Annotated in this window: 21 protein-coding genes and 1 pseudogene; 9 read left to right on the forward strand and 13 right to left on the reverse strand. The window is 61.4% G+C overall.

Annotated features, from left to right (window positions below):
* Nucleotides 1–5: 5 nt before the first annotated feature.
* From ABJ363_12255 to ABJ363_12265, 3 genes are all read right to left on the reverse strand, one after another.
* Nucleotides 6–2,156 (reverse strand): sialidase family protein, encoded by a 2,151-nt coding sequence (locus tag ABJ363_12255; GenBank protein ID MEP4379767.1) that lies wholly within the window; start codon nt 2,154–2,156, stop codon nt 6–8.
* 199 nt (nt 2,157–2,355) lie between these two features.
* Entirely contained in the window at nt 2,356–3,855 is a 1,500-nt protein-coding gene (locus ABJ363_12260; protein ID MEP4379768.1) for a terminase, read from the reverse strand.
* A complete protein-coding gene (locus tag ABJ363_12265) occupies nt 3,852–4,367 on the reverse strand; it encodes a hypothetical protein (GenBank protein ID MEP4379769.1) in 516 nt (171 codons plus the stop codon). The genes ABJ363_12260 and ABJ363_12265 overlap by 4 nt, the downstream gene beginning before the upstream one ends.
* Before the next feature lie 235 nt (nt 4,368–4,602).
* Between ABJ363_12265 and ABJ363_12270 the strand changes: the two genes are divergently transcribed.
* The 3 genes from ABJ363_12270 to ABJ363_12280 all read left to right on the forward strand — a co-directional run bounded on the left by ABJ363_12270 (nt 4,603) and on the right by ABJ363_12280 (nt 8,586).
* Nucleotides 4,603–5,244, forward strand: a complete 642-nt coding sequence (locus ABJ363_12270; protein MEP4379770.1) for a GDSL-type esterase/lipase family protein — start codon at nt 4,603–4,605, stop codon at nt 5,242–5,244.
* A 118-nt stretch (nt 5,245–5,362) separates the two neighbouring features.
* Nucleotides 5,363–7,693 carry a PAS domain-containing sensor histidine kinase gene (locus ABJ363_12275; protein ID MEP4379771.1) on the forward strand — a complete coding sequence of 777 codons (2,331 nt, stop codon included), beginning with the start codon at nt 5,363–5,365 and terminating at the stop codon, nt 7,691–7,693.
* A gap of 23 nt (nt 7,694–7,716) precedes the next feature.
* On the forward strand, nt 7,717–8,586 hold the full coding sequence (locus ABJ363_12280; protein MEP4379772.1) for a response regulator: 870 nt from the start codon (nt 7,717–7,719) through the stop codon (nt 8,584–8,586).
* Here the strand turns inward: ABJ363_12280 and ABJ363_12285 are convergent, their stop codons facing one another.
* A complete protein-coding gene (locus tag ABJ363_12285; GenBank protein ID MEP4379773.1) occupies nt 8,587–9,669 on the reverse strand; it encodes a mandelate racemase/muconate lactonizing enzyme family protein in 1,083 nt (360 codons plus the stop codon).
* A 74-nt stretch (nt 9,670–9,743) separates the two neighbouring features.
* Here ABJ363_12285 and ABJ363_12290 point away from each other — a divergent pair, with 74 nt between their 5' ends.
* The gene (locus ABJ363_12290) at nt 9,744–10,676 is read left to right on the forward strand and encodes a ketopantoate reductase family protein (GenBank protein MEP4379774.1); all 933 of its coding nucleotides are present in this window, start codon (nt 9,744–9,746) and stop codon (nt 10,674–10,676) included.
* Between the two features lie 7 nt (nt 10,677–10,683).
* On the opposite strand, the gene ABJ363_12295 is transcribed toward ABJ363_12290, so the two are convergent.
* Nucleotides 10,684–11,280, reverse strand: a complete 597-nt coding sequence (locus ABJ363_12295) for a hypothetical protein (GenBank protein ID MEP4379775.1) — start codon at nt 11,278–11,280, stop codon at nt 10,684–10,686.
* Between the two features lie 4 nt (nt 11,281–11,284).
* The gene (locus ABJ363_12300; protein MEP4379776.1) at nt 11,285–11,650 is read right to left on the reverse strand and encodes a hypothetical protein; all 366 of its coding nucleotides are present in this window, start codon (nt 11,648–11,650) and stop codon (nt 11,285–11,287) included.
* A 190-nt stretch (nt 11,651–11,840) separates the two neighbouring features.
* Between ABJ363_12300 and ABJ363_12305 the strand changes: the two genes are divergently transcribed.
* Together ABJ363_12305 and ABJ363_12310 are read left to right on the forward strand one after the other, a co-directional pair.
* Complete coding sequence (locus ABJ363_12305) at nt 11,841–12,530, forward strand: S24 family peptidase (GenBank protein MEP4379777.1); 690 nt, start codon at nt 11,841–11,843, stop codon at nt 12,528–12,530.
* 174 nt (nt 12,531–12,704) lie between these two features.
* Nucleotides 12,705–13,586 (forward strand): hypothetical protein, encoded by an 882-nt coding sequence (locus tag ABJ363_12310; protein MEP4379778.1) that lies wholly within the window; start codon nt 12,705–12,707, stop codon nt 13,584–13,586.
* Between the two features lie 175 nt (nt 13,587–13,761).
* On the opposite strand, the gene ABJ363_12315 is transcribed toward ABJ363_12310, so the two are convergent.
* Entirely contained in the window at nt 13,762–14,160 is a 399-nt protein-coding gene (locus ABJ363_12315) for a hypothetical protein (GenBank protein MEP4379779.1), read from the reverse strand.
* Between the two features lie 127 nt (nt 14,161–14,287).
* Nucleotides 14,288–14,416, reverse strand: a pseudogene (locus ABJ363_12320) (IS1595 family transposase).
* 256 nt (nt 14,417–14,672) lie between these two features.
* Between ABJ363_12320 and ABJ363_12325 the strand changes: the two are divergent.
* Nucleotides 14,673–16,223, forward strand: a complete 1,551-nt coding sequence (locus ABJ363_12325; protein MEP4379780.1) for a Fic family protein — start codon at nt 14,673–14,675, stop codon at nt 16,221–16,223.
* 130 nt (nt 16,224–16,353) lie between these two features.
* The gene (locus ABJ363_12330; GenBank protein MEP4379781.1) at nt 16,354–18,051 is read left to right on the forward strand and encodes a thiamine pyrophosphate-dependent enzyme; all 1,698 of its coding nucleotides are present in this window, start codon (nt 16,354–16,356) and stop codon (nt 18,049–18,051) included.
* Here the strand turns inward: ABJ363_12330 and ABJ363_12335 are convergent.
* A complete protein-coding gene (locus tag ABJ363_12335; GenBank protein ID MEP4379782.1) occupies nt 18,048–18,254 on the reverse strand; it encodes a hypothetical protein in 207 nt (68 codons plus the stop codon). The genes ABJ363_12330 and ABJ363_12335 overlap by 4 nt on opposite strands.
* Before the next feature lie 113 nt (nt 18,255–18,367).
* Between ABJ363_12335 and ABJ363_12340 the strand changes: the two genes are divergently transcribed.
* Nucleotides 18,368–18,610 (forward strand): hypothetical protein, encoded by a 243-nt coding sequence (locus tag ABJ363_12340; GenBank protein MEP4379783.1) that lies wholly within the window; start codon nt 18,368–18,370, stop codon nt 18,608–18,610.
* Nucleotides 18,611–18,769: 159 nt separating this feature from the next.
* Here ABJ363_12340 and ABJ363_12345 read toward each other — a convergent pair whose 3' ends face one another.
* The 4 genes from ABJ363_12345 to ABJ363_12360 form a co-directional block, all read right to left on the reverse strand.
* Complete coding sequence (locus tag ABJ363_12345) at nt 18,770–20,203, reverse strand: amidase family protein (protein MEP4379784.1); 1,434 nt, start codon at nt 20,201–20,203, stop codon at nt 18,770–18,772.
* Between the two features lie 98 nt (nt 20,204–20,301).
* Nucleotides 20,302–21,045 carry an isochorismatase family cysteine hydrolase gene (locus ABJ363_12350; GenBank protein ID MEP4379785.1) on the reverse strand — a complete coding sequence of 248 codons (744 nt, stop codon included), beginning with the start codon at nt 21,043–21,045 and terminating at the stop codon, nt 20,302–20,304.
* Nucleotides 21,032–21,709 carry an isochorismatase family cysteine hydrolase gene (locus tag ABJ363_12355; GenBank protein ID MEP4379786.1) on the reverse strand — a complete coding sequence of 226 codons (678 nt, stop codon included), beginning with the start codon at nt 21,707–21,709 and terminating at the stop codon, nt 21,032–21,034. Before ABJ363_12355 ends, ABJ363_12350 begins: the two co-directional genes overlap by 14 nt.
* 188 nt (nt 21,710–21,897) lie before the next feature.
* Nucleotides 21,898–22,944 (reverse strand): ABC transporter substrate-binding protein, encoded by a 1,047-nt coding sequence (locus ABJ363_12360; protein MEP4379787.1) that lies wholly within the window; start codon nt 22,942–22,944, stop codon nt 21,898–21,900.
* Between the last annotated feature and the right edge of the window lie 54 nt (nt 22,945–22,998).

A 22,998-nucleotide genomic window follows, 5' to 3' on the forward strand; every position in this document is an offset into this window, starting at 1 on the left:
ATCAATTAGCGGCCCGGCCGAATCGCGTCGCGAAACATTCCGACAAGGTTCTGGGTCGGTGGCTCCGCGGATTTATCAAAACCGATGGAATCCGGAGAGAGCGTCGCCATGAGGTCCGTAAACGGAACGCCCTTCAGAATATCCTGCGCATCGGGAGACGCCGTGAGGAGCCTGATCGCCTGTGCCCGTCCACGGTAGAATCCGGAAATGCGCTGGAGATACCGGTAGCGGTTCACGATGATCTGAACGAGGTAGATCAGCAATGCGACGATGGCAATTCGCGTTGCGATCCGGCTCGCCCGGCGCAATTCGTCGGCGTCGGTCAGCGCGCGCGACAATTGCTCCACCCCGCCCTGAACGCTTGCCAGCGTGTCATTCTGCTGCGCCAGCGCGTTACTCGTATCGTTCTGCAATGCGGTAACCCGGCGTTCGGAATCGAGATTCTGAAGCCATCGGTTGCGCGTATCGGTCGCCAGACTGCGCTCAAGGTCCGTACCCGGCGGATACCCGGAAGTCCCATCCGACAGCAACTCGACCATGCCGTTGAGCGTATCCGTCACCAGTTCCGGACGGTCGGTCCTTTCTCCGTCAAGCGACCACGCCTTCCAGGGGCCGTCCTGATCCGAACCAATCCAGAGCTGCCAGATGCTCTCGCCGAGCACGTAAAGTTCGTTTGATCGAACGGCGCTGAGCGCCGACGGCGTACCGGAAACCCGCTCACCAAAGTCATCCTCGGGCCGCACAACCTCCCACATATCTCCATCGCGGGAATAGATCAGGACGGCACCTCCGGCGCCTCTGCCACTCTCGCTGCCTGCCGCGACCACCACGCCGTTCGACATCCTTGTCAGACCGAAAAGCGAGCCACCGATTCGATTTCCGTTTTTGTCGACGGGACGAACGGGCGACCAGTCGACTCCGTTTTTCGATCGCAGAAGAAGCGCCCTTGATTCGAAAAAAGAGGCCCCTTCGCGGCCCACGGCGATCAGGCTGCCATCGGACAAAGTCTGGGCATTGAAGAGACTGCCCTGAATCGGCTTTCCGGTGACGCTCAGGGGTCGCACGGATGTCCAGTTTCGACCGTCGGCCGACCGCAGGATGTCGATTTCAAATTCGCCCGACCTTGCGTTCTCGGTCCGAACTTCCTTGTTGCCAAAAGCGATCAACGCATTGTCGGGTGCAACGACCAGAGAAAGTACAACGCTGTCGATCCGCGTAGCGTTCGCAGTCTGCGCCGCGACCTCCGTCCATGCCTGGCCGTCGGGAGACGTCATGATCAAGGCGGATGCGCTTTCATCGAGTTCAATGCCGCCGTTGCCTTCATGCTCCTCGACCCCGCCGGCGACCAACGTTCCATCCGGCTTTAACGTCACGGTGAACAACGTACCGTTGATCAATTCACCAGCTGCGTCGTTCGGGCGGACAGCTTCCCAGTTCACGCCGTCAAACGAGCGCGCGACAAACACGGTATTCGTATCGAATTCCGAGACCTCGCCCCCGACGGCGACGAAACCGCCTTCGGCGGTCTGCACAATTCCGTAAAGCACTCCCGGAAACTCGTCGTCGAAATCATCCCCGAGGTTTGCGGCAGACCAGTCTGTGCCATTCGACGAGTTCAGGATGATCATGTCGCCGTCGAAGCTCGTGTCGCTCGTTCCGACGGCTATGATGGTCCCGTCCCGCGCCACGAGAGATGCGAAGATGTCGTAGTCATACTCGTCATCCAGATCCTCCGCCTGGCTTCGCCAGAATGCGAACGGTTGGCTCAGGCTCGCGGACAATCTTTCAACAAGCTCGCTGCGCACCATCGACGATTGATCGAGATCGGCCTGGATTTGCGCAAGCTCGTTTCCAAGCGCATCGAAACGTTCCTGGGATTGCCCAACTTGAACTTCCAACTGACCGACAGCCCGTTCGACATTCTCGACAGCCTCATTCGCCGGCGCACCACCGAATTTTTCGGTCGTCCAGAAGTCGATCTGGCCAACCAGCGGGGGCAGGATCAGGATCAATCCCACGCCGACCACGACGATAAGCAGAATAAGACGAAACTGGACGGCGGCCTGCTTGCCGAGGGCCTCGGCGCGTTCCTCGCACCACGCGGCAATCCCGTTTGCGGATTCGATTATCCCGGTGTGGCCATTTCCATCGGTCATAGAACCCCACAGCCTGGATCACCGCCCCGGCGCGGGACGAACAGGCTACCCCCTGATTTCCGGGCGCACCAACCCCCGACCCGTTACCGGGAATAGGTGCAAGCAATAGTTATCGCCCGTCAAAATTGTGCGCCATCGTCGCGCCAACCTCAAGTCCGCATCTCTCCGAGGCGAGTCCGCCGCCTGTACGACGTGGCCCTCATGCAAACGGGTCCCAGTCCATCCCCACCGTCGCCGGGAAATCCTGCACCGGCGCGGGCGGGTGATACCCCACGGCGAACATCCGGAACGCGTCCGCGCCGTGGGACGCCCCGTCGTGATGCGGCCGGTCGCGCCACACCCCGCGCTTGTCGTCCCAGGCCCGGCGATACCCGTCCAGGTGCCGCAGCCCCGCGTCGCAACGGCCGCCGTCGAACCAGCAGCGCGCCAGCGCATTGCGTACCGCCTGGATATCCGTGCTCATCTCCGTCGTGCGCGGCACGGTGACGATCGGGCGCAGGCCCAGATCCTCCAGCATCCGCCGGCGCGACAGCCCGCTGCCCAGTTCGCGCACCTCCACGTCATGGGGCAGATAGTGACGCCCATAGGTATAGGGCCGGTCGCGCAGCGCCTGGACATAGTGCGCCAGCCCCTCCCCCTCGTTTTCGTAATAGTCGATGAAGCGGTCCTCGCGCCCGGCGCGCTGGTGAAACCAGATCGCGTTCACATCGTTGATGCCCAAATCCCAGAACGTGTTGACCGGCAACGCCGGATCATGCGGCAGGCCCAGGATACGCCCCTCGCCGCGCACCCGGTCCATCTCGCGCGCGTAATACGCCCCCGTCACCGAGGCGGCGAAGGCCTCGTCCGGGGTCGAGGGAAACTCGCGGCGCATCGCGTCGCCCTGTTGCGCGGCCTTGCGCACATACCAGGCCTTCTGTTCGGGGCCGAGCGCGATTCCCGCGGCGGCCAGGTCGGCGAAGTACCGCGCCTGTCGTTCGGGGATCACCACATCTTCGGGCGCCAGCGCATAGCCGGGATGGCGCCACCAGGGGAAAAAGTGAAACCGGAAATCCAGTGCGGTCAGCGGCGCGCCTTCCTTCGCCCGGTTGCGGGCTTGCGTGCAGAATTCGTGGAAGTCTCCCTCGCGGCCTTCCGCGGTGGATTCGATGAAAATGGTCTGCCCCGGATGTACCGTGTTCAGCGCCCCGGCCCTGATCTCGGCTGCCTTGTCCGGGTACCGCGCACAGATTTTCCCATGCTCGGAGATATGCAGATACTGGAACGTGCCCGAGCGCAGGCTCGTCCCCACCCGCAGGCTCGAACCGTTGGCGAACGCCAGCTCGCGCGCCGAGTTCCCGACCGTCGGGATCACGCGGCGCAGCGCGCGGGGCAACTGCTGGTAGGGATAGCGTATCTTCTCCTTGAAGATGGCCTCCGCGTCGTGAAGCGTGTGGGCCAGCGTTCCCGCCGTCGTGTTGGCGGTGAACAGACACGCGTCGAGAATCAGCAGCTGAATGAAAGTCGTCATGCCCAGCTGGCGGGCCTTGAGCACGATGTTGAGCGAATGCAGATCGTCGAAAAGTGCGGCCTGCGCCCGGTTCATCGTGAACTTCACCCGCCGGCCATACGCGTCCTTGATCCAGTAGAGATTGTTGAGACGCCAGCGGCGGTCGGAGAACCGCGCGAGGGCCGCCTCGCGATCCGGGTCGCCGGTCATTTCCGCCGTCCCGCACCCGGGCGGGCGCCGCCCTGGGCAAATCCGCGCGGGACTTCGGGGGTCGCGTCGCGCGGCACGTCGCCGCCGTCGATCTCGCGCAGGAGGCTCCGGAGATCGTCAGCCTCCGCGCGCGCGGCTTGGCCGCCATAGCGGCTCGGACGGCGCGCCTGAAGAAGCTGCATCAGCATCCGGTCCGAGTATTTCGTGACCGCGCCGATCTTTTCGCCCCGGAAATAAATCGGCTCTTCATGTCCGGCGACCGCGCGGCGGATCGCCTCATCCTCCGCCGCGTCGATACCGATTTCCAGCGCCTCGTCCCAGGCTTTCGCAAACGCCGGATCGGCCCGGCGAATCCGGTACCACTTCGCGCGATAAACACAGGTCGCCTGTGACGCGGCCGTTACACTGGCGGTCTCGGCCAGCACCTCGAGGAAAAGTTCGCGCTTCGCCTTGTTGACCCGAACGGAGCCATGGGGTCGGCGGTGGCTCGGCCATGTGTTTCCGTGCGCCATGGAAAAATCCTCCGACGTGCAAACGAAAAAACCCGCCGGAGGGACCCCGGCGGGCGCAACTTTGTGATCATGAATTTCGTGCACGCTAGTCCTCCGCAACAAGGAATGCAAAAATCTAGTGCAGGCTGAGCGGCGGTCACTCAAGTTCCACATAGACCGTCGTTCAGCAACACCCTGACTCCAGGCGCGAAGCGGCTGACCTGCTGAACACAAATGCACAAACGGAGATACCGCCATGGCCACATTGCGCATCTGTTTCGTCGGCGACAGCATCACGGTCGGCAGCGGCGACGCCGGATTTCTCGGCTGGCCCGGCCATCTCTGCGTGGCGGAGACCGCCCGCGGCCATGACATCACGCTGTACAACAACGGCGTACGCGGCGACACGAGCGCGATGATCCGGCCGCGCTGGCGCGCCGAATGCGACTCACGCCTGCCGGACCATGTGAACGGCCGCCTCGTCTTCTCCTTCGGCGTGAACGACATGGCGGAGGAAAGCGGAGCGGGCATCCGGGTGCCCGTCGAGGAGTCCGTCGCCAACGCCCGTGCGATGCTCACCGAGGCGCGCGACTGGCGCCCGACACTGATGCTCGGCCCCATCCCGGTCATCGAGGACATGCAGCCCTATATTTTCCCCAACGGCATCGCTTACGACTTCAACAACGCGCGCATCGCCGAACTCAACCGGCGCTACGCGGATTTGTGCGACGAGCTGGCCGTTCCCTACCTGGATATTTTCGCGACATTGCACGGCAACCCGAACTGGGAGACCGCGCAACGAAATTGTGATGGCGTGCATGTGCTGGGCGATGGCTACGCCATGATCGCCGCGCTGATCGCGGAATGGCCGGCCTGGCGCGCCTGGTTGGATGCGTAAAAACCCCGTGACCGCGCGTTTGCGGCCCATGGGCTTAAGACCAATTTAACCTGCTCCCGCCATTGTCGATCATCCGGTGTGCCGACTTTTCGGCGCGCATTCGCGAAAGTCGACTCCGATGGGCCAGCAAGGTCAGATCAAGCTGAGTTATGCGTCGAAACTGACGCTGGCGGCCATGACCCTGCTGCTGCCGCTGATCGTGTTCGTTTTCATCCTGGTAGATGACCGCAACGCACAGATTCGCGCGGCCCGGAACGAAGTCGCCGGCCTCGAATATCTCGTCGAACTGCGTCACCTGTTCGAACTCGCGCCCCGCCACCGCGCACTCGTCCAGCTCGCCCGGCGCGACGACCGCGAATCCAGCTCCCGGATCGAGGAGATCGAAGCGGCCATCGATGCCGGGATCGAGGCGCTGCTGGAGCGGGCCGAAATATCCGGCGACCCGTTCCGGGTCTCCGAACCCTTCGCCCGCCTGCACGCGGTCTGGACCAACGTGAAGCGAATCCGACGCGCCGGCGACGCGGCGACAACCGAGAACCCGCATCAGGGCATCGAGCGCGAGCTGGTGGACCTGAACCGGCACCTCGGAAACACGTCGAATCTGGCGGTCGATTCCGGCCTCGAATCGACGCATCTGATCGACCTGGTGGTCATCGAACTGCCGCAGATGATCGCCCGGGTGAGCGAGGCGCGCAGCCGCGCGCTCAACATACTGGAAAGCGGTCGCGAACCGACCTTGCGTGACCGCCAGCTCCTGAGCATTGACGATTGGGCGCTGCAGACCGCGCACGACAATCTTTTCTACGGCTTCAACATCGCCGTCGGGGAGGACGGCGAGATTGCCCGCAACCTCACCCGCCAGTTCGAGGATTTCGACCGCGACACCAACAAGTTCCACCACTTCATCGCCAGCGGTGATTTCAACCGGCCGCCGGGCGAGGTTTTCGCCCTGGGCACATCCTCGATCGAGGCCAGTTTACGGCTCTACGACCAGATCCTTCCGGAACTCCGCCGCGTTCTGGTCAAGCGCATGCGCGACCTGGAGAGCACCAAGCTCATCGCCATCGCGTCGGTGATCGCGGCATCGATCATCGCGGGCCTTTCCGGATGGCTGCTGCTGCGTGGCCTGACCGGCCCCCTGCAGACCGAGGTCGCCGAGCGCCGCCGCGTGCAGGCCCGCCTGCGTGATCTCGCGGCGATCGTCGAACAGGCGGAAGATTCGATCCTGACCCTCTCGACAACCGGTGAACTGACCAGCTGGAACAAGGGCGCGGAGCGGCTCTATGGCTACACGGCGGAAGAGATCATCGGCAATGATGTCAGCATCCTGTCGCCGGAAGGTTTCGAGCACGAAACCACCCAGCTGATGAAGGCGATGATGTCGGGCGCGCCGACGCCGACCCGCGAAACGATCCGGGTGCGCAAGGACGGCGAGCTGGTCGACGTGTCGCTGCGTTTCTCGCTCATTCGCAGTCAGGATGGCCATATCCGCGGCGCGGCGGTGATCGCGCGCGACATTCGCGAGCGGAAAAAGGCCCAGGCGGAGATCTTCAACAAGGAAAAGATGCTGCAGACACGCATCGACCAGCTTCACGAGACGCAGGAAGAACTCCAGCAGCATCGCGATCGCCTGGAAGACAAGGTCCGCGAGCGCACGGCGGAGGTTCGCGAACAGGCCGCCCAGCTCGAAACGGCGCTCGAGAAAGAAAAGGATTTCAGCGCCCTCCAGCGCAAGTTCGTTTCGATGGCCTCCCATGAATTTCGCACACCGCTCGCCATCATCGACGGTGCCGCCCAACGCGTCGAACGTCGCATAGACATCATCGAAGCGCCGGAACTGGAGAAACGCCTGTCGCGGATTCGCGGCGCGGTGCGCCGGATGCTGGCGCTGATCGAAAGCACCTTGTCCGCGTCACGTCTCGACGAGGGTCATGTCGAGTTGCGTTCGCAAATGATGGATCTGGCGGAACTCGTCCGCAATGTCTGCGAACGCCAGGCCGAACTCTCCGATGAGGTGGATATTCACCTGGATCTGGAAGACCTGCCGGACGCGGTTGAGGCGGACGCGGCCCTTCTCGACCAGGTCTTCACGAACCTTCTTTCCAACGCCGTGAAATACACACCGAACACGCCGCGCATATCGGTCATCGGCGCCCGCGAGGCCGACGGTTTTCTGACAATCGCGATCGCGGATAACGGCATCGGCATCCCCAAGGACGAACTCTCGCGCCTGTTTGACCGGTTCTTCCGGGCCACCACGTCCGAGGGAATCGCGGGAACCGGCATTGGCCTGAACCTGGCCAGCGAACTCGTGGAAATGCATGGCGGGAACATCACTGTCGAAAGCAATGTCGGCGTGGGGACAACCTTCACCGTGCGCCTGCCGGAACGCCGCCCCGATGCCCGCGGCGACTCCAGTTCACCCCTTGACGTCAACGCGGCCGCCTAGACGGCCGAACCGGGAAAACGCCCATGACAAAAATCCTCTGTATCGAAGACGAAGCCGAGCTGCGCGAAGATATTGTCGAAGAGTTGCGCGAAGCCGGTTACGACATGTTCGAAGCCGCCAACGGCCGCGTGGGCTACGACGCGATCGTCGCGCACAAGCCCGATCTGGTTCTCTGCGACGTGAACATGCCCGACATGAACGGGTATGAGCTCCTCACGAAGCTGCGCGACGCCCATGCGGAATATGACGACGTCCCGTTTGTGTTCCTGTCAGCCCTGGCCGACCGCAAGGACATCATTGCGGGCAAGAAACTTGGCGCCGACGACTACCTGACGAAGCCCGTAGATTTTGAAATGCTGCTGGTGACCGTCGAATCGCGCCTGCGCCAGATCGTGCGGATCAACCGGCACAAGGAAGAGCAGCTCGTGCGCCTCTACCGCGCCTTGTCCGGGACGCCGGAACCGGTCGACGATCCCGCATCGGCCGTCATCGCCGGGAATCCCATGACCGTGGTCGCCGTCGTCGATGCGGAGTTCGATCTGTCGGAAATTCGCATGGCGGTCGAGGCCGGCGGCCACATGGTGATCGAGATGAACAGCGGCAAGCAGTTCCTCGATTGTCAGGAAAGCATCACCCCGGATCTGCTTCTGGTCTCGTTCAACACCAGCGACATGCAGGCCCCGATGATGGTGCGGCTCCTGAAAAACGCGGCCTACCCGAAGGTGTTGATGATTCCGCCGTCGATGTCCGGCATGGACCGTTTCGATTCCCTGCCCGGCTTCGATGCCACCGTTCGCTGGCCGTGTCCGGCCGATGAACTCCAGCGACGCATCTCCGCGCTACAGGGGTCAATCGACGACCCGGAGGCCGACGACACCCGCCGGGCCGGCTAGCTAGACGGCAAACTTCTCAAGCGCGCCGGGTTTAAGCGTCAGCCCCAGCCCCGGGCCGTCCGGCAGCACCACGGCACCCTCTTCAACAACAAGCGGGTCGGTGAACAATTCCTCCCACCACTCCATATGCTCCAGCATCAGCGCGTGGGGCTGGGCCGCCAGCACATGGCCCGAGGCTTCCGTGAACAGGTGCGACGACACCGGCTGATCGTATGCGGCGCACAGCGCGCAGGTATTCAGGTAATCCGTGATCCCGCCCATCCGCTGCAGATCCGGCATCAGCACGTCCGCCGCGCGCACATCCAGATGCTGCTTCATCGCCGCCGAGCCGTAGGCCGTCTCGCCGGTCGCCACCCGCATATCCAGCGCCGCGGTGATCCGCGCGCAGCCTTCGATGTCGGTATAGTAGACCGGCTCCTCGAGCCAGAAGATGTCCAGCGCCTCGAATTCGCGTCCGGCCCGGATCGCGACCGATTCCGGCCACGCCTGGTTGGCGTCAACCATCAGAGTAATGTCCGGCCCCACCGCCGCGCGCACCTCGCGGACCCGCTCGACATCCTTCATGAAATCCGCCTGTCCGACACGCACCTTCATGGCCCGGTGGCCGTCATTCACCAGTTCCAGCGCCTCCGCGGTGAGCGCATCGATCGACCGGTCCAGCCAAAGGGCGGACGACGCATAGGTCTGGACCCGCGTCCTGGCCCCGCCGAGATGGCGGTACAGCGGCACGTCGGCAGCCAGCGCCGCCAGCTCCCAGCACGCCGTGTCGATACCCGACAGCGCGATCATCGACGCCCCGGCGTGACCGAGGAAATTCATGTCCTTCCACGCCATGGCATGATTGTCCCGCACCGCGCGCGGGTCGCGGCCCGTGTACAGCGCGGCCAGATCTTCCGCCAGCAGCGCCAGCACATCGGCCTTGCGTTCCTCGAAGGCGAAACACCAGCCCATGCCCGTCAGCCCCGCATCCGTGCGCATCTGCACAAGCACCGTGTGGGCGTGGGAGAAATCGTGGAACGAGGTGCGGATCGGACGGCGCATCGGCACCGCCAGGCGGGTGATCTCTGTTTTGGTGATCTTCATATTGGTGCCCCGGACGGCTCGTTTCACATCGGAATGATCGGCTACAATAACCGAAGCACGGGGAGGTGCGGGGCATGAAGTTTCTGATTCTGGGGGCCGGCGCGATCGGCGGCTATGTCGGGGGACGGCTTACCGAGGCCGGGCGCGACGTCACGTTCCTGGTTCGCGACGCGACGCGCGAACGGCTGGCGCGCGACGGGCTGCGCATCGAGAGCACCTACGGCGATTTCGCGGGACCGGTGAAAACCATCCGGCAGGCCGAGCTGACGCCGGACTACGACCTCATTCTCCTCACCTGCAAGGCCTACGATCTCGACGACGCGATCGCCGCGATCGCGCCCGGCGTCGGCCCGGACACCATGGTCTTCCCGATTCTCAACGGGCTCGACCACATCCGGATACTCAACGACCGGTTCGGTGCCGATCATGTCCTCGCGGGCACGGTGAAGATTTCCGCCGCCCGGATGCCCGACGGCACGATCAAGCATATGAACGACTGGCGCTGGCTGAATTTCGGCGAGCAGGCCGGCGGCATCACCGACCGGGTCAGCGCACTCCGCGCTGCACTCGAAGGAGCAAAAGGCCTCGAACCCGTGGCGCTGGAGAACGCCATGGCGGAGATGTGGGAGAAGATGGTCCATCTCGCGTCGGCCGCCGGCATGACCACGCTGATGCGCGCCAATGTCGGACAGATCGTGCGCACGCAGGAGGGCGCGGCCCTGTTCCGGCATTTCCTCGAGACAACCGCCGAGGTCGCCAAACGCTCGGGCTACCCGCCGAGCGACGCCTTCTTGGAAAATTACCGGGCGCTGTTCGCGGACCCGGACTCCGGATACGTCACCTCCATGCTGCGTGATATCGAGGCGGGGAACCGCTCGGAAGGCGAGCATATCCTCGGCATGCTGCTGCGGACGGCCCGCGAGGTCGGCATCGACGACCCGCTGCTCGCCACGGCCTATGCCGGCGTTAAGGCCTACGAGGCCCGCCAATCCGATGGCGGGCTCTAGGCTTCCATCAGGCTAGTCTTGTCGCGCGGGCGGCAGCGGAGTTCCTGTCGCCGCGCCCATAGGCCTCTGCCAACGCGTCCAGCCCGCGCAGCAGCGCCGCCCGCTCGATCGCGTCGGCCTTGCCCAGCGACCCGGCCTTGGCGCGCCAGAACCAGGCGGGCAGCCGATGCTCGACGCTTACCCGGCGCGTCTCCGACCAGGCAAGCCGTCCCGCATTGCGCAAAACATTGTCGCCGCGCGCGAAGATGTCCCGCGCCCGCGCATCCGCGTCGGGATAGAGATTGGCGCCGCCGGCGTTCATCCCCGTGAGCCCGCTGGCATAGCGCTGATAAATATGGGTGTAGGGCGTCGGCTTCCCGAAGGCCCGCCAGCGCATCACCGTATAGACCCAGCCGGCATCCATCTGCGCCTGGGTGATATGCCCCGACAGGCGGAGAATTCCGAGCGGGTCCCCGGATCGGGGATCGCGTGCGCCGTCCGCGCCAACAACAAGCGCGCGTCGGGCATAGAATTCCGGTGTCCCGGCATCGGCCGGGCGGCGTTCGCGCCGCGTGGTCTTGCGGCGTACTGCATCCAGCTTCCGTTTCCGGCCCGCACGCGCCATCCGGTTACTCCGCCGCCTGATACAGCGGGACCGGCTCCAGCATCCACGGCTGCACCTGCCCCCGGGCCCGCACGGTCCGTGCAGCCGGCTCGTGGCCCCAATCCTCATACTCGCGACCGGCATAGAGCCGGCGCATCGCCGTCTTGGTGATCCGGCTGCCGGCACGTTGTTCGCGCACCCGCGCGCGTTTCTTGCGCGGCAATGCCGCCACCCCGAACTTCATGCGCTGCCCATAGATGCTGGCGCGGCTCAGGCCGAGCAGCCGGGCGATCTCCAGATCGGTCCCCACGGCCCGTTGCCAGGCCAGCATTTCCTCATCGGATCGCGGCGGCCATTGCAGGTCCGGCCGGTTGCGGCGAAATTTCGACATGGCTTGTCTCCCCTTGTTAAACTGCAAACGCAGATGAGAACGAATCGTGAACACTTTACGCATTTTGCCGCCCGATGCATGCGAAATTTCCGATCACGGTGGACAACTCAACGCGATCGGAATGTTGTGTTTTTCACATTGCGCATGCAACTTAAAACATGATAATTTCGCAACTTCCTGAAATCGCAACATGTTCGCAGCCATGGAACTCGATTGGATACGCGACGGGCTGACCAAGCCCGGCAAGACCCAGCGCGGTCTCGCCGCCGCCCTCGGTGTCGATCCGTCGGCAATCAGCCGGCTGCTTGCCGGCACCCGTCAGCTGCGCGCCGCCGAACTGCCCGTCGTCGCGGCTTATCTGGAGTCCGGGATTCCATCCGGCCTCACACCGGAATCTGCCGCATCGGCGGGCATACGCACGGCCGCACCCGTTCGCCCGGCCGGGTTCGGCTCTCGGGACCTACCGGTGATGGGCACTGCGGTCGGCGGATCCGTCGGGAAATCCGGCGGAGAATCAGACGGCATGTTCCTGATGAACGGCGAAATCCAGGACTATGTGGAGCGGCCGCCATCCCTGCGTGGTGTGGCCAGCGCCTATGCCGTCTATGTGTCCGACACCTCCATGGTGCCCCGCTACTTCCCCGGCGAGACCCTGCATGTCCATCCCGGCCGCGCGGTCGTGAACGGCGACGACACCTTCGTCGTCGTCCAGCTCCGGCCCGACGCCGAGGGTGAGCCGCCCCGCGCCCTGGTCAAACAGTTTCTCCGGCGGACCGCCGAGACCCTGTATCTGAAGCAGTTCAATCCGGCGATACAGCTTGAATTTCCCCGCGATCAGGTCGAGAGCCTGCACCTGATTATCTGGGCCGGGCGGGGATAGGGACACTCCGGGGACCGGCATCTCGGGCTTGCAAAAACTTGCGTTTTTCGCATTATCTGGGCGATTATATAGATGACACACGCAGATTCAGAACATCTCGCGGATCGTCGCGATTCGGCAGAAGTGGTATGTCTTTTCTCAACTACCCGTGGGGGGTGTGATGAGGAACGGAAGATGTACCGCGTAAATCAGTATGAATTTATTGAGATGGGCAAGGCGTTCTTCCGCCTGCGCTCGTTAAGAGAGGGGGTGTCTCTAGAAGATGCGATAGCGCCGCTCATGACGGCGATGACCCATCTCAGAGATCTTTTAGAGGGCAAGCCCGTTTCGGTTATGCATTGCAGGCACGATGCAACGGAGCTCCTCGGAAAGCTGGAGGCGTTTCATAGAGAAAACTACCTCAGGCCGGGGACCGATGAATGGGACGGCGAAAAGAATTGGGACGACCAGGTGCCGTCCCATCATTTTTGGGGGTTTCACAGTCTAATCGACCGGTTTGAGCATAATCTGGCAGCGGAATTGCGCGGTTCTCCGACGTACCAAGTCGCCGACGTGGGAATCTTCAATACGTCGTCATTGGTTGACACTGCCGAGGACCACATCCCTGTTGATCTTAGATCAATGGTTAGTGAGGATGCCAAACGAGAACTGAATCTCGCGGGCAAGGCCATAGCGTACGGATTGGCCACTGCTGCGGGTTTTCACGTGCTGCGCGCCACTGAGTTGGTGCTGGAAGACTACTACCGGACCTTTGCTGGCCCTGATGCCAGGCCCTGCAAAAGCTGGCACGACTACATCACGCAGTTGACCGAGTGGGCGGAAAGCGACGCACCGATCCGCCCTGAGAGGAAGACGGTTCGGAACCTTGACCAGATGCGTGATTTGGATCGAAATCCTGTGATGCATCCGCGCGAAACGTACACAGAGAGCAAGGCCGTCGAGATGTTCAATAATGGCACCACCGCGATCATGGCGATGGCTCGCGAGATGCAGAGCAACGTGCCGGAGTTGCCTTTGTTGGTGGTTGAGAATGCCGAAGCAGAAGCCGGAGAGTAAATCACTCCCCGCTGACGAACAGAGTCAGCGCGAGGATGAAGTGTTAAGGCGGATGCTGAACACGCCGCCGAAGCCGCACAAGGAAGGCGGGCGACCCGATAAGCCGCCCGCCCCCAAAGACTCGTGATTGGCCTCATATGGCGTCTGCTAGAGCCTCGCGTAGAGGCGGCGATAACTAACCGCCTAATAGACCTTTGCCGCGCCCTTGAAGCCCGAGGCCAAATAGCCCCGTTGACCCCGTCAACCCCGATGTTGAGGTGCGCAACTGTTCATTGGCTGGAGGATTATAGAACTCAATCATATCCTTCTCCGCAGTGCGGCGAACAGCCTCGCTGCCCGGAAGGTGCATCGCCAGAATGACGGTCGCTCCATATCGTTGCGATTCGGCCCACTTATCGTGAGATGGCCCCGGTTTGCGAGACGCAAAGCTGTTTGTTTGCCCGATGTATTTTGGGATGCCTTCCGGCGTCACAAAGGCGTAGATGCCCGCGACATGCCTCCATTGGCCGTTTGCCAAACAAATTTCGAACGTGTACGTTTTTCCGGTAATTCCGGTCAGGGTAGTTGTCTGCATTGATTTCTACTTTCGATTGGTTGCTAAGAAGCCGCCCCGCCAGATGTCCAAATCTTGGGGCGGCTTCTCTATTATACCACAGCGCGCGAATCAGTTCTTGGTTCGTTCTCGCCACCTCAGGAACGCCCTAAGGTGCTGTTTGACCGTCTTGGGCTTCGTCAGGCCGTCGATAGGTGAGGCGCTTGCCACCGATGCCCTTGAGGGCTTTATCGGTGCGGGCCATGTCATCGACACCAAGGGCGTCACGCTCGTTGTATCATTTGGGCCAAATCAGCACACACCTTGTCGAACTCTATGAGCGGTCGGCGGCAATCCAGCAGTCTCTTGCAGAGATAAATGCGAAGACGCGCTAATGGGCCCCGGTTCACGAGAACCCGACCTGGCAGCGCCGGACACTCTAAGTATCATTTGTCATAGAATTATCTATTTTGGAATCATTTTTCATGTGTTAGTATCAAAATTCATAACGAAACTAAAATGAACTCAAAATTCAGGATAGAGATACAGTTTTCATGCCAGAAGAGGCGCAGACTCAATTTTCAGGGCCCGTTACCGTTCTTCAGGAAAGACGCATTCCTGAGACAGCGACCCCTGCTGGCTATAGCGCCTTAATCGACGCTTATCGTCTTGCGGTGCCATTGCCCAGGATTCTCTCAGCCACGGGTGAGCACCACCGTGTCACAGAAGAAAATAGCTGGCGCATTCTGACGCCGCGCCACGCCCCACACCCCACACTTGAAGGACATCTCACCTTTGCCCTCAAATATGAGGGACTCGACCTTGCCGTTCTAAAACGCCTCTTCTTCGCAACCGGGCCAGACAAGATAGAAGCGCTCATTCGCGAAAAGCCGACAGGTGCGTATGCGCGTCGTATCTGGTTCCTCTATGAGTGGCTTACTGGTCAGACACTCGACCTGCCTGACGCATCCGCCGGGCGTTACGTCCCCGTTGTCGATCCGACGCTACAATATGCATCCGAAGGTGAAAACGCAGCCCGTTACAGGGTCCGGAACAACTTGCCGGGCAGCCCCGAGTTTTGCCCTTTGGTCGCCAGGACAGACCGGCTCGAACAATTCACAGGGCTTGATCTGCCAAAGCGCGCCAGGGATATCGTTGCAGATGTACCTCGTGATCTCCTCGCCCGAACGGCTGCGTTCTTGCTCCTGAAAGACTCCAGATCGAGCTACGCCATCGAAGGCGAAGCGGCCCCGCAAGATCGTATTCAACGCTGGGGAAGAGCGATTGCCGAAGCGGGCCGTCAGCCACTTGATCGTGAAGAATTACTCCGTTTGCAAAAAATAGTCATCGGAGATGCCCGCTTTGTAAAACTTGGGTTTCGGCAGGAGGGCGGATTTGTCGGCGAACATGACCGCGATAGCCGTCTGCCCCTCCCCGATCATGTGAGTGCCCGACATGAAGATCTGCCAGACCTTCTCACCGGCTTGATAGATTTTGGGCATGGCGCGGCGCGCACGCTTGATCCGGTCATGGCCGCCGCCATCCTGGCTTTTGGGTTTATCTACATCCATCCGTTTGATGACGGTAATGGCCGCATCCACCGCTACTTAATCCACCATGTTTTGTCAGAACGGGGCTTTAATCCGCCCGGCGTCGTCTTCCCTGTATCTGCTGCCATTTTAGAGCAGATCGACACCTATCGAAGGGTTCTCGAAAGCTATTCAGAGCGCTTACTCCCGTTTATTGAGTGGGAGGCCACTGAGCAATTCAATGTCCGCGTTCTCAACGACACCGGAGATTTTTACCGTTTTTTTGACGCCACTCCGCATGCCGAGTTTCTGTATGCCTGTGTCCGGAAAACCATCGAAGAAGACCTGCCCAACGAAACAGAATTCTTGCGTCGCTACGATGAATTCAGAACAAGGGTGGAAGCGCTAATCGACATGCCCGAACGCTTGATTGATCTGCTCTTCCGCTTCCTGCATCAAAATGAAGGTCGTCTTTCCAATCGCGCCCGCGATAAGGAATTCAGCGAGTTAACTCCTGACGAGACACAAAAAATAGAGACAATCTACGCGGAGATTTTCGCTCCGGCAGAACAATAAGGGCATGCACCCCTAGGTCTGTCTTCGACGGCCGGGGATGCTTGCCTGTCCCCGCCCGTTGCACCACGATACGGGCAACAGGTGCCGGGGAACCAACCCGGCCGCCGATCTGATCAGGGAAGCAAATGCGATGAGAAATTCACCCGACGGCGGCGATGCCGTCCTCCAGGCCTTCCGCGCGCTCGGAATCGACTATGTGATGTCTTCCCCCGGCTCCGAATGGGGCCCCGTCTGGGAGGCAATGGCCCAGCAGAAGCTCTCCAACGAGCCCGGCCCCACCTATCTCACCTGCGCCCATGAAACCCTCGCCGTCAATCTGGCGGTTGGCTACACCTCGATCACCGGCCGCATGCAGGCCGTTATGCTCCACGCCGGTGTCGGGCTGCTCCAGGGCGCGCTCGGGGTCGAGGGGGCGCTGCGCGGCGCCATTCCCATGGTCGTCCTGTCGGGCGAGTCTCTCAGCTTCGGCGAGGACCCCGAGTTCAATCCGGGCTTCCAGTGGCAGGCGCTGTTGAACCAGGTCGGCAGCAACCCGCGGCTGCTCGAACCGCTGGTCAAATGGTCTCAGCAGGCCGGCAGCGTATCCGCCATGCACCAGCAGATCGTCAGCGCCGGCGAGCTCGCCCAGCGCACCCCGCGCGCGCCGGTCTATCTGTCGGTGCCCATCGAGGTCATGACCCAGCCCTGGACCCCGCCCGACGAGCTGCGCGACCCGCCGCCGGCACCCGTTCTCACCGCCACCGCCGACGATATCGACGCGGTCGCCCGGATGCTGCTCGCCGCGAAGAACCCCGCGGTCATCACCGAAGAGGCCGGGCGCGACCCGGCCGGTCATGCGGCATTGCGCGAACTCGCCGAACTGCTCGCGATCCCCGTGGTCGAGGGGCTGTTTGCGCTCTACGCAAATTTCCCCACCGACCATGCCCTGTATCAGGGCCCCGGCCGCCCGCCGCTCATCGACGAGGCGGACCTGATCCTCACCATCGGCTGCCGCCAGCCCTGGTACCCGCTGGCCAACAAGCCCAAGAAGGCGCGCATCGTCGCCATCGACGACACCCCGTTCCGCGATCACATGGTCTATCAGCCAAGCGAGGCCGAGCGCTTCATCGAGGGCACGATCACCGCCAACCTGGAGCTTCTCGCCGCGGCCATTCGCGCCGCCGGGCCGGACACCGACGCGGTCGAGGCGCGACGCGCGACCTGGACCAGCGCATCGGAAGCCCGACGCACGGAGTTAAAGGCGGCGGAAGCCGACGCCGCGAAGCGCGACACCATCTCGCCGGCGTTGCTCGCCGCCTCGATCGCGCAGGCCGCACCCGACGACGTGATTGTTGTCGACGAATGCATCACCCACCGCCCGGCGATCCTGCGCCATCTGCGCAGCGGGGCGCCGCACAGCTATTTCCGCGTTAATGGCGGGCTCGGCCAGTCGATGGGCGTAGCGCTCGGCGCCAAGCTGGCCGCGCCCGAGCGCGCCGTGGTCAACACGCTGGGCGACGGCACCTTCCTCTACAACCCGGCCGTCCAGGCGCTCGCCTTCGCGCGCGAGCACCAGCTCGCGACCCTGACCATCGTGTTCAACAATCACGGCTACAACGCCATGCGGAAGGATCAGGAGAGCTACTATCCCGACGGCGTCGCGGCGCGGAACGATCTGTGGATGGGCCACCCGATCACCGAATTCGACTATGCGGAACTCGCCAGACCCTTCGACGCGTTCGGCGCCAAAGTCGAGACCCCGGCCGAGCTGCCCGGCGTCCTGGAGCAAGCCTTCGCGGCGGTCGCAGAGGGTCGCCCGGCGTTGCTCAACGTCCTGCTCGACGCCTAGCGGGTTTCGCGTGCGGCGAGCGCCGCGCGCATTTCCGCGCGCACCTGCTCCGTGATCGCCGCCAGCCCGTCGCGCCCGCCCAGTTCGGTCGGCTGCAGCGCGCCGTCGCGAGCAACCGACGCGCGCGCGACACGCGGAATCACCAGGCGGACATGGTTCGACAGCCTCGTCGATTGCCTCAACCAGCTGCCATGGTCGGCCATCGTCGTGATGACTATCCGCTACTTCCTGGCCTCCTGGCGCGACTCGGAGGCGTTTCAGATCATCAACCTCGCGCTCCAAGCCGCGCCCGAGCGCACGAAGCTCATCGGCTGGCGTGATCGTGACTTTCTGTTCCGATGCGCGCGAGCTTCAGAAATCCCGCGACCAGAAACCCATGGCGCTCTCCACCGAAGCCTTCGCTGTGCAGGAGGGGCGGATCGAAACCCTGCGCCGGACGCAGCATGGCACATCGGGTGCCTATATGCCGGAGATTGCGGACCGGTCCATCCCACTTTCCAACCTCTCGATCGCGGAATGGAATCGGCGTCGGCAGCGACAAAACCGGTCCTCATCCTGAGGTCGGCAGGAACAAATCCAATCCTAATCCCGAAGAGGTGAGAAGCACCGTATCGAAGGATCGTGCTTCGCCGCGCAGCGCCAACTCCCTCATGCGCGGCCCCCGCCCTCTCATTTTGCGCTTCGGGCACAACGTCCGACCATGCTGTTCGTCGGAACGTTATCCCGGGATCATTTCTGCAAGGATCGGTGGCATTCTGTCAATCCAGGGTTGGGCCGCCTCGAAACAGGCCGAAGCTCGCAGAACCATGGGATCATCGAGATGCTTGCCAATGATCTGCAAGCCAACGGGTAATCCGTCATCGGTGAACCCGGCCGGAATGGAAGCCGCCGGTTGACCGGTAAAATTCAACGGGAAGGTAAACGCGAGCCAACTGAACGGGCTCCCGATTTTGCCATCAATTTTCTCAGGCCCCTGCATGTGCACCGGAAAAGCCGGAACCGCCAGCGTGGGAGTCAGAAGGAAGTCGTAAAGCTCCATAAACCGCCACATCTTGCTGTTAACGGCCTTGCGGGTCATTTGTGCATTGGTCAGATCTTCCGCAGTCCACGGGTACATGATGAGCTCCACAAGATGTGGGGTCATTTCATGGCCGTGCTTGTCGACCATCTCGCGAAGACCCTTGAGATCACTCCCGCCGATAACGGCCGCAAAGAAATCGGCACCCGGATCGTCCCAGCCCGGGTTGGCAACTTCAACGGTGCAGCCCAGATCCGTTTCGAAGACCTTGACGGCGGCCGCGACCACTTCGCGAACCTGCGGATCGACGGCGGCATAACCCCAATCCGGGCTGAACGCGACCTTGCAGCCCTTGATATCCCCCTTGATACATTCCAGCCAATCGAACTCGGGGCCGGGCAGTGACATCCGGTCGCGTGAATCCGGCCCGGAACCTATGACGGACATCATCAGTGCCGCGTCTTCGACCGTTCGTGCCACCGGCCCGATATGTTCAAGGTCTTCCCAGGACGACACACCGGGATAACGCTCGTCCTTCGTGCCGGGCCACAATGGCACGCGCCCCATGGACGCTTTCAACCCGTAGGCACCACTCAGCGATGCCGGAATCCGGATTGAACCCCCTCCATCCGAGGCGATCGCATAGGGTGTCATTCCGGTGATTGTCGAAACCACCGACCCCGCCGAAGACCCTCCGGGCGTTAGATCGGTGTTCCACGGATTTCGCGTGGTTTCAAAAACAGGATTGTGACCAACGCCCGAGAATCCGAATTCCGGAACATTGGTTTTTCCCAGGATAAGGCTATCGGAACCCTTCAGACGTTCGACAACAATATCGTCGTCTTCGGAGATGTAGTCCTGATAGGCGACAGACCCGGAAACTGTCGGGTAGTCCTTCATGACAACCAGGTCCTTGATCCCCACAGGCACGCCGGCTGTCGGCCCCACTTCGTCCCCGTCCATGATCTTCTTCTCAACCGCCTTTGCCTGCGCCCGCATGAGGTCTGGCGTGGGTGTGCAATAGGCGTGGAGCACGGGGTCCAGCAATTCCATACGCTCGATTGAGGCCTCGGCTACTTCAACGGGTGAAATTTTCTTGCTACGGACCAGTCCAGCCAGCTCAGTCGCAGACATGGAGCAGATTTCATTACTTTTCGACATCATTTTTCCCTTTAGGATCGCGAACCGGTTCCATTCGGATCAGGCTACAAACCCAAGCACGTATCTGAAGATCAGGACCCCGATATTTCATTTGACGGGTTCGCAGCCTCAAGGGCATCCAGCAGGTCTTGCGAATTCGCGACAGTTCCAAACAGTCCGTACCCCTGAATGGTCGAACGAATAATCGCATCGTGGTTGGCTTGTTCCGTCGCCGCGCAACAATCTTCCAACAGCAGGCACTCAAAACCCCGGTCATTGGCGTCACGCATGGTCGTGTGAACACAGCAATCGGTTGTCACACCGGCAAAGATCAAATTCCGGATGCCAGCGCGACGGAGTATTTGCTCCAAGTCCGTTGCGTAGAACGCACCCTTGCCCGGCTTGTCGATAACCGGTTCGTGCGGCAACGGGGTCAGTGCAGGGACGATTTCCCAGCCGGGTTGTCCGCGCGTCAGGAGACGGCCGCATGGACCGGGCGAGCCAATTTCCGCGCCCGTACGCGCGGAACGCCAACGCTTGTTGTCATTGAGATCGGAGAGGTCGGACCGGTGTCCCTCACGGGTGTGCAACACATGAAATCCCAACGGGCGAATGACATCGAGCAACCTGCGAATGGGCTCGATCACACCGCCCGTCAAGCCAACATCAACGCCCATCTGATCGACATATCCGCTCGGCAGACAGAAGTCCGTTTGAACATCGATGACGATCAACGCCGTATTCTGCGGGTTCCAGTTGCCGTCAAACGGGAAGGCATAAGGTTGTGCGACAAGCGGCGGCAGCACTGAATCCGCGACCTTGTCAACCGATGGCATCGATCAAATCCCCCGATGTCGCGATGGAACCGTAGTGTCCGCCAACCAGCCGAAATATTTCCACCTGCGCCTCATGTTCCGTTTGAAGAACGGCGGCACAGCAATCCTCCAGAAGGAGGCACTCAAATCCTCGGTCATTGGCGTCGCGCAAGGTGGACTGAACACAACAGTCTGTCGTAACCCCGGTCAAGATAAGGTTGCGAATATTTGCCTTGCGCAACAATTGTTCGAAGTCGGTTGCGAAGAAAGCGCTCTTGCCCGGCTTGTCGACGATGGTTTCAGACGGCATTGGTGCAAGTTCCGGGATGATGTCCCAGTTGGCTTCACCGCGCACCAAGTATCGCCCTAACGGTCCCTCAGCGCCGATTTCGGCACCGTTCTGAACCGATCGCCAGTGTTTGTTGGCGTTGAGGTCAGTCAGGTCCGGGCGGTGACCCTCACGGGTATAAATGATCGGATATGAGGCCTTACGTGCGGACGCAAGGACCATTTGCAGTTTCGGAATTGGCTTTCGTAATGGCGCAAGGTCTACGCCTGTCCCATCTAGCCAACCGCCTTCGGCGCAGAAATCTGTTTGCATATCAATAACAACAAGAGCCGTATTTACCACCGAAAGTGAACCATCGAATGGCCAGGGATAGAGTCCCCGAACAAAGCGTTCCATCTAGAATTTCTCCGTCCGTAAGGTTGGAAACCGCACCGCCTTAAACCACTGGCTGGACATCCCTCGTGCCTTAGCTGACCTGACGCCCCGAACAGGTTGAGAACTCGATCACACCGGCACGCGATAGACGATCCGGCCAGTGGAGGCGGTCATTCCGGCCTCCCCTAGTCAGGGTCGAATGATACGGTCTACTTCAGGTCGTCGGGCTGGAGCATGATGGTCCGGACATCCAGATGAGCCTTAATCACACCGGCGTCATGGAAGATATCCGCGAACGCCTGATAGGCGACGATGTCCTTCTCCTCGATTTGGGTGTTGGTGCGCCAGTAGACGGGTCCGACAACCGGAATGGCCGATTGCGGAACAGCTGTGTACTTGGCAAGCAGGGGAGCATACTTCTTGAAGTCGTCTTCGACCATGCGGGTAGCCTTGTCGATCACGGCGATCGTTTTCTTGGCCACGGAGGGTCGCTCTTTCATAAACTTTGTGGTGATCACCGAAGCACCCGCCCAAAACGGGTCGGCAATAAACAGCGCTGTCGGATTGACGACAACAACCTTGATATTGTCGTTGGCCGCCGCCATGGACGCGACAGGCTCAAGCGCGAGTACGGCATCGACGGTTCCACCCAGGAGTGCCTGTGTCCAGTTAGGCACGGCCAGATCCTGCAAGGTCACATCCTTGTCCGGGTCAAGACCGTTCTTCTGAATGATAAACCGGCTGATGGTCTTCCATTGAATACCCGGCAAATGCGCCATGCGCTTGCCCTTCAGGTCCGCAAAAGATTCGATTGCGCTGTCGGCCGGCACGATGAGCGATTCGTTGACCTGACCGCCGGTAGGGTTGCCACCCTGCAAACCAAAAACTTTCATGGTGCCCGGAAACCGCGTGGAGGCGATAACGGTAATGCCTGCCGCCGACGCCAGCGGGCCGATATCCGAACGCCCCGAAATGAATGAGTCGATGATCAGATTGGGGTTCTCCATCTTGACAGCTTCAGGCTCGATGCCCTCGGCCTCGAACATCTTCTCTTCCAGCGCCACAAAAAGCGGCAGTGCATGGGTCACGGGCAGGTAGGCCATCGTGACCTTTTCTGACGCCAATATCGGTGTTGTGGTTGCAACGTTTCCACCAAATGCGACAGCAAGAGCGACCGCCACGGCGCCGAGTGCCGTGCGTACCCGTCTGGAGTCCTGTCCTCGTTTGGGAGATGAGAATTCAAAAGCACTATGCATGAAAAGCTCCTAATGTTTGGATCCGCGCTCTTGCAGATGAAGTTCTGCAATGTG

The sequence above is a fragment of the Alphaproteobacteria bacterium genome, from assembly GCA_039980135.1.
Taxonomy (GTDB): Bacteria; Pseudomonadota; Alphaproteobacteria; order UBA6615; family UBA6615; genus UBA8079.

Bases quoted from the DNA above. Each gene is read 5' to 3' on its own strand.
- ABJ363_12255 (MEP4379767.1), bottom strand. From the start codon at position 2,156: ATGACCGATGGAAATGGCCACACCGGGATAATCGAATCCGCAAACGGG.
- ABJ363_12260 (MEP4379768.1), bottom strand. From the start codon at position 3,855: ATGACCGGCGACCCGGATCGCGAGGCGGCCCTCGCGCGGTTCTCCGAC.
- ABJ363_12265 (MEP4379769.1), bottom strand. From the start codon at position 4,367: ATGGCGCACGGAAACACATGGCCGAGCCACCGCCGACCCCATGGCTCC.
- ABJ363_12270 (MEP4379770.1), top strand. From the start codon at position 4,603: ATGGCCACATTGCGCATCTGTTTCGTCGGCGACAGCATCACGGTCGGC.
- ABJ363_12275 (MEP4379771.1), top strand. From the start codon at position 5,363: ATGGGCCAGCAAGGTCAGATCAAGCTGAGTTATGCGTCGAAACTGACG.
- ABJ363_12280 (MEP4379772.1), top strand. From the start codon at position 7,717: ATGACAAAAATCCTCTGTATCGAAGACGAAGCCGAGCTGCGCGAAGAT.
- ABJ363_12285 (MEP4379773.1), bottom strand. From the start codon at position 9,669: ATGAAGATCACCAAAACAGAGATCACCCGCCTGGCGGTGCCGATGCGC.
- ABJ363_12290 (MEP4379774.1), top strand. From the start codon at position 9,744: ATGAAGTTTCTGATTCTGGGGGCCGGCGCGATCGGCGGCTATGTCGGG.
- ABJ363_12295 (MEP4379775.1), bottom strand. From the start codon at position 11,280: ATGGCGCGTGCGGGCCGGAAACGGAAGCTGGATGCAGTACGCCGCAAG.
- ABJ363_12300 (MEP4379776.1), bottom strand. From the start codon at position 11,650: ATGTCGAAATTTCGCCGCAACCGGCCGGACCTGCAATGGCCGCCGCGA.
- ABJ363_12305 (MEP4379777.1), top strand. From the start codon at position 11,841: ATGTTCGCAGCCATGGAACTCGATTGGATACGCGACGGGCTGACCAAG.
- ABJ363_12310 (MEP4379778.1), top strand. From the start codon at position 12,705: ATGTACCGCGTAAATCAGTATGAATTTATTGAGATGGGCAAGGCGTTC.
- ABJ363_12315 (MEP4379779.1), bottom strand. From the start codon at position 14,160: ATGCAGACAACTACCCTGACCGGAATTACCGGAAAAACGTACACGTTC.
- ABJ363_12325 (MEP4379780.1), top strand. From the start codon at position 14,673: ATGCCAGAAGAGGCGCAGACTCAATTTTCAGGGCCCGTTACCGTTCTT.
- ABJ363_12330 (MEP4379781.1), top strand. From the start codon at position 16,354: ATGAGAAATTCACCCGACGGCGGCGATGCCGTCCTCCAGGCCTTCCGC.
- ABJ363_12335 (MEP4379782.1), bottom strand. From the start codon at position 18,254: ATGGCCGACCATGGCAGCTGGTTGAGGCAATCGACGAGGCTGTCGAAC.
- ABJ363_12345 (MEP4379784.1), bottom strand. From the start codon at position 20,203: ATGTCTGCGACTGAGCTGGCTGGACTGGTCCGTAGCAAGAAAATTTCA.
- ABJ363_12350 (MEP4379785.1), bottom strand. From the start codon at position 21,045: ATGCCATCGGTTGACAAGGTCGCGGATTCAGTGCTGCCGCCGCTTGTC.
- ABJ363_12355 (MEP4379786.1), bottom strand. From the start codon at position 21,709: ATGGAACGCTTTGTTCGGGGACTCTATCCCTGGCCATTCGATGGTTCA.
- ABJ363_12360 (MEP4379787.1), bottom strand. From the start codon at position 22,944: ATGCATAGTGCTTTTGAATTCTCATCTCCCAAACGAGGACAGGACTCC.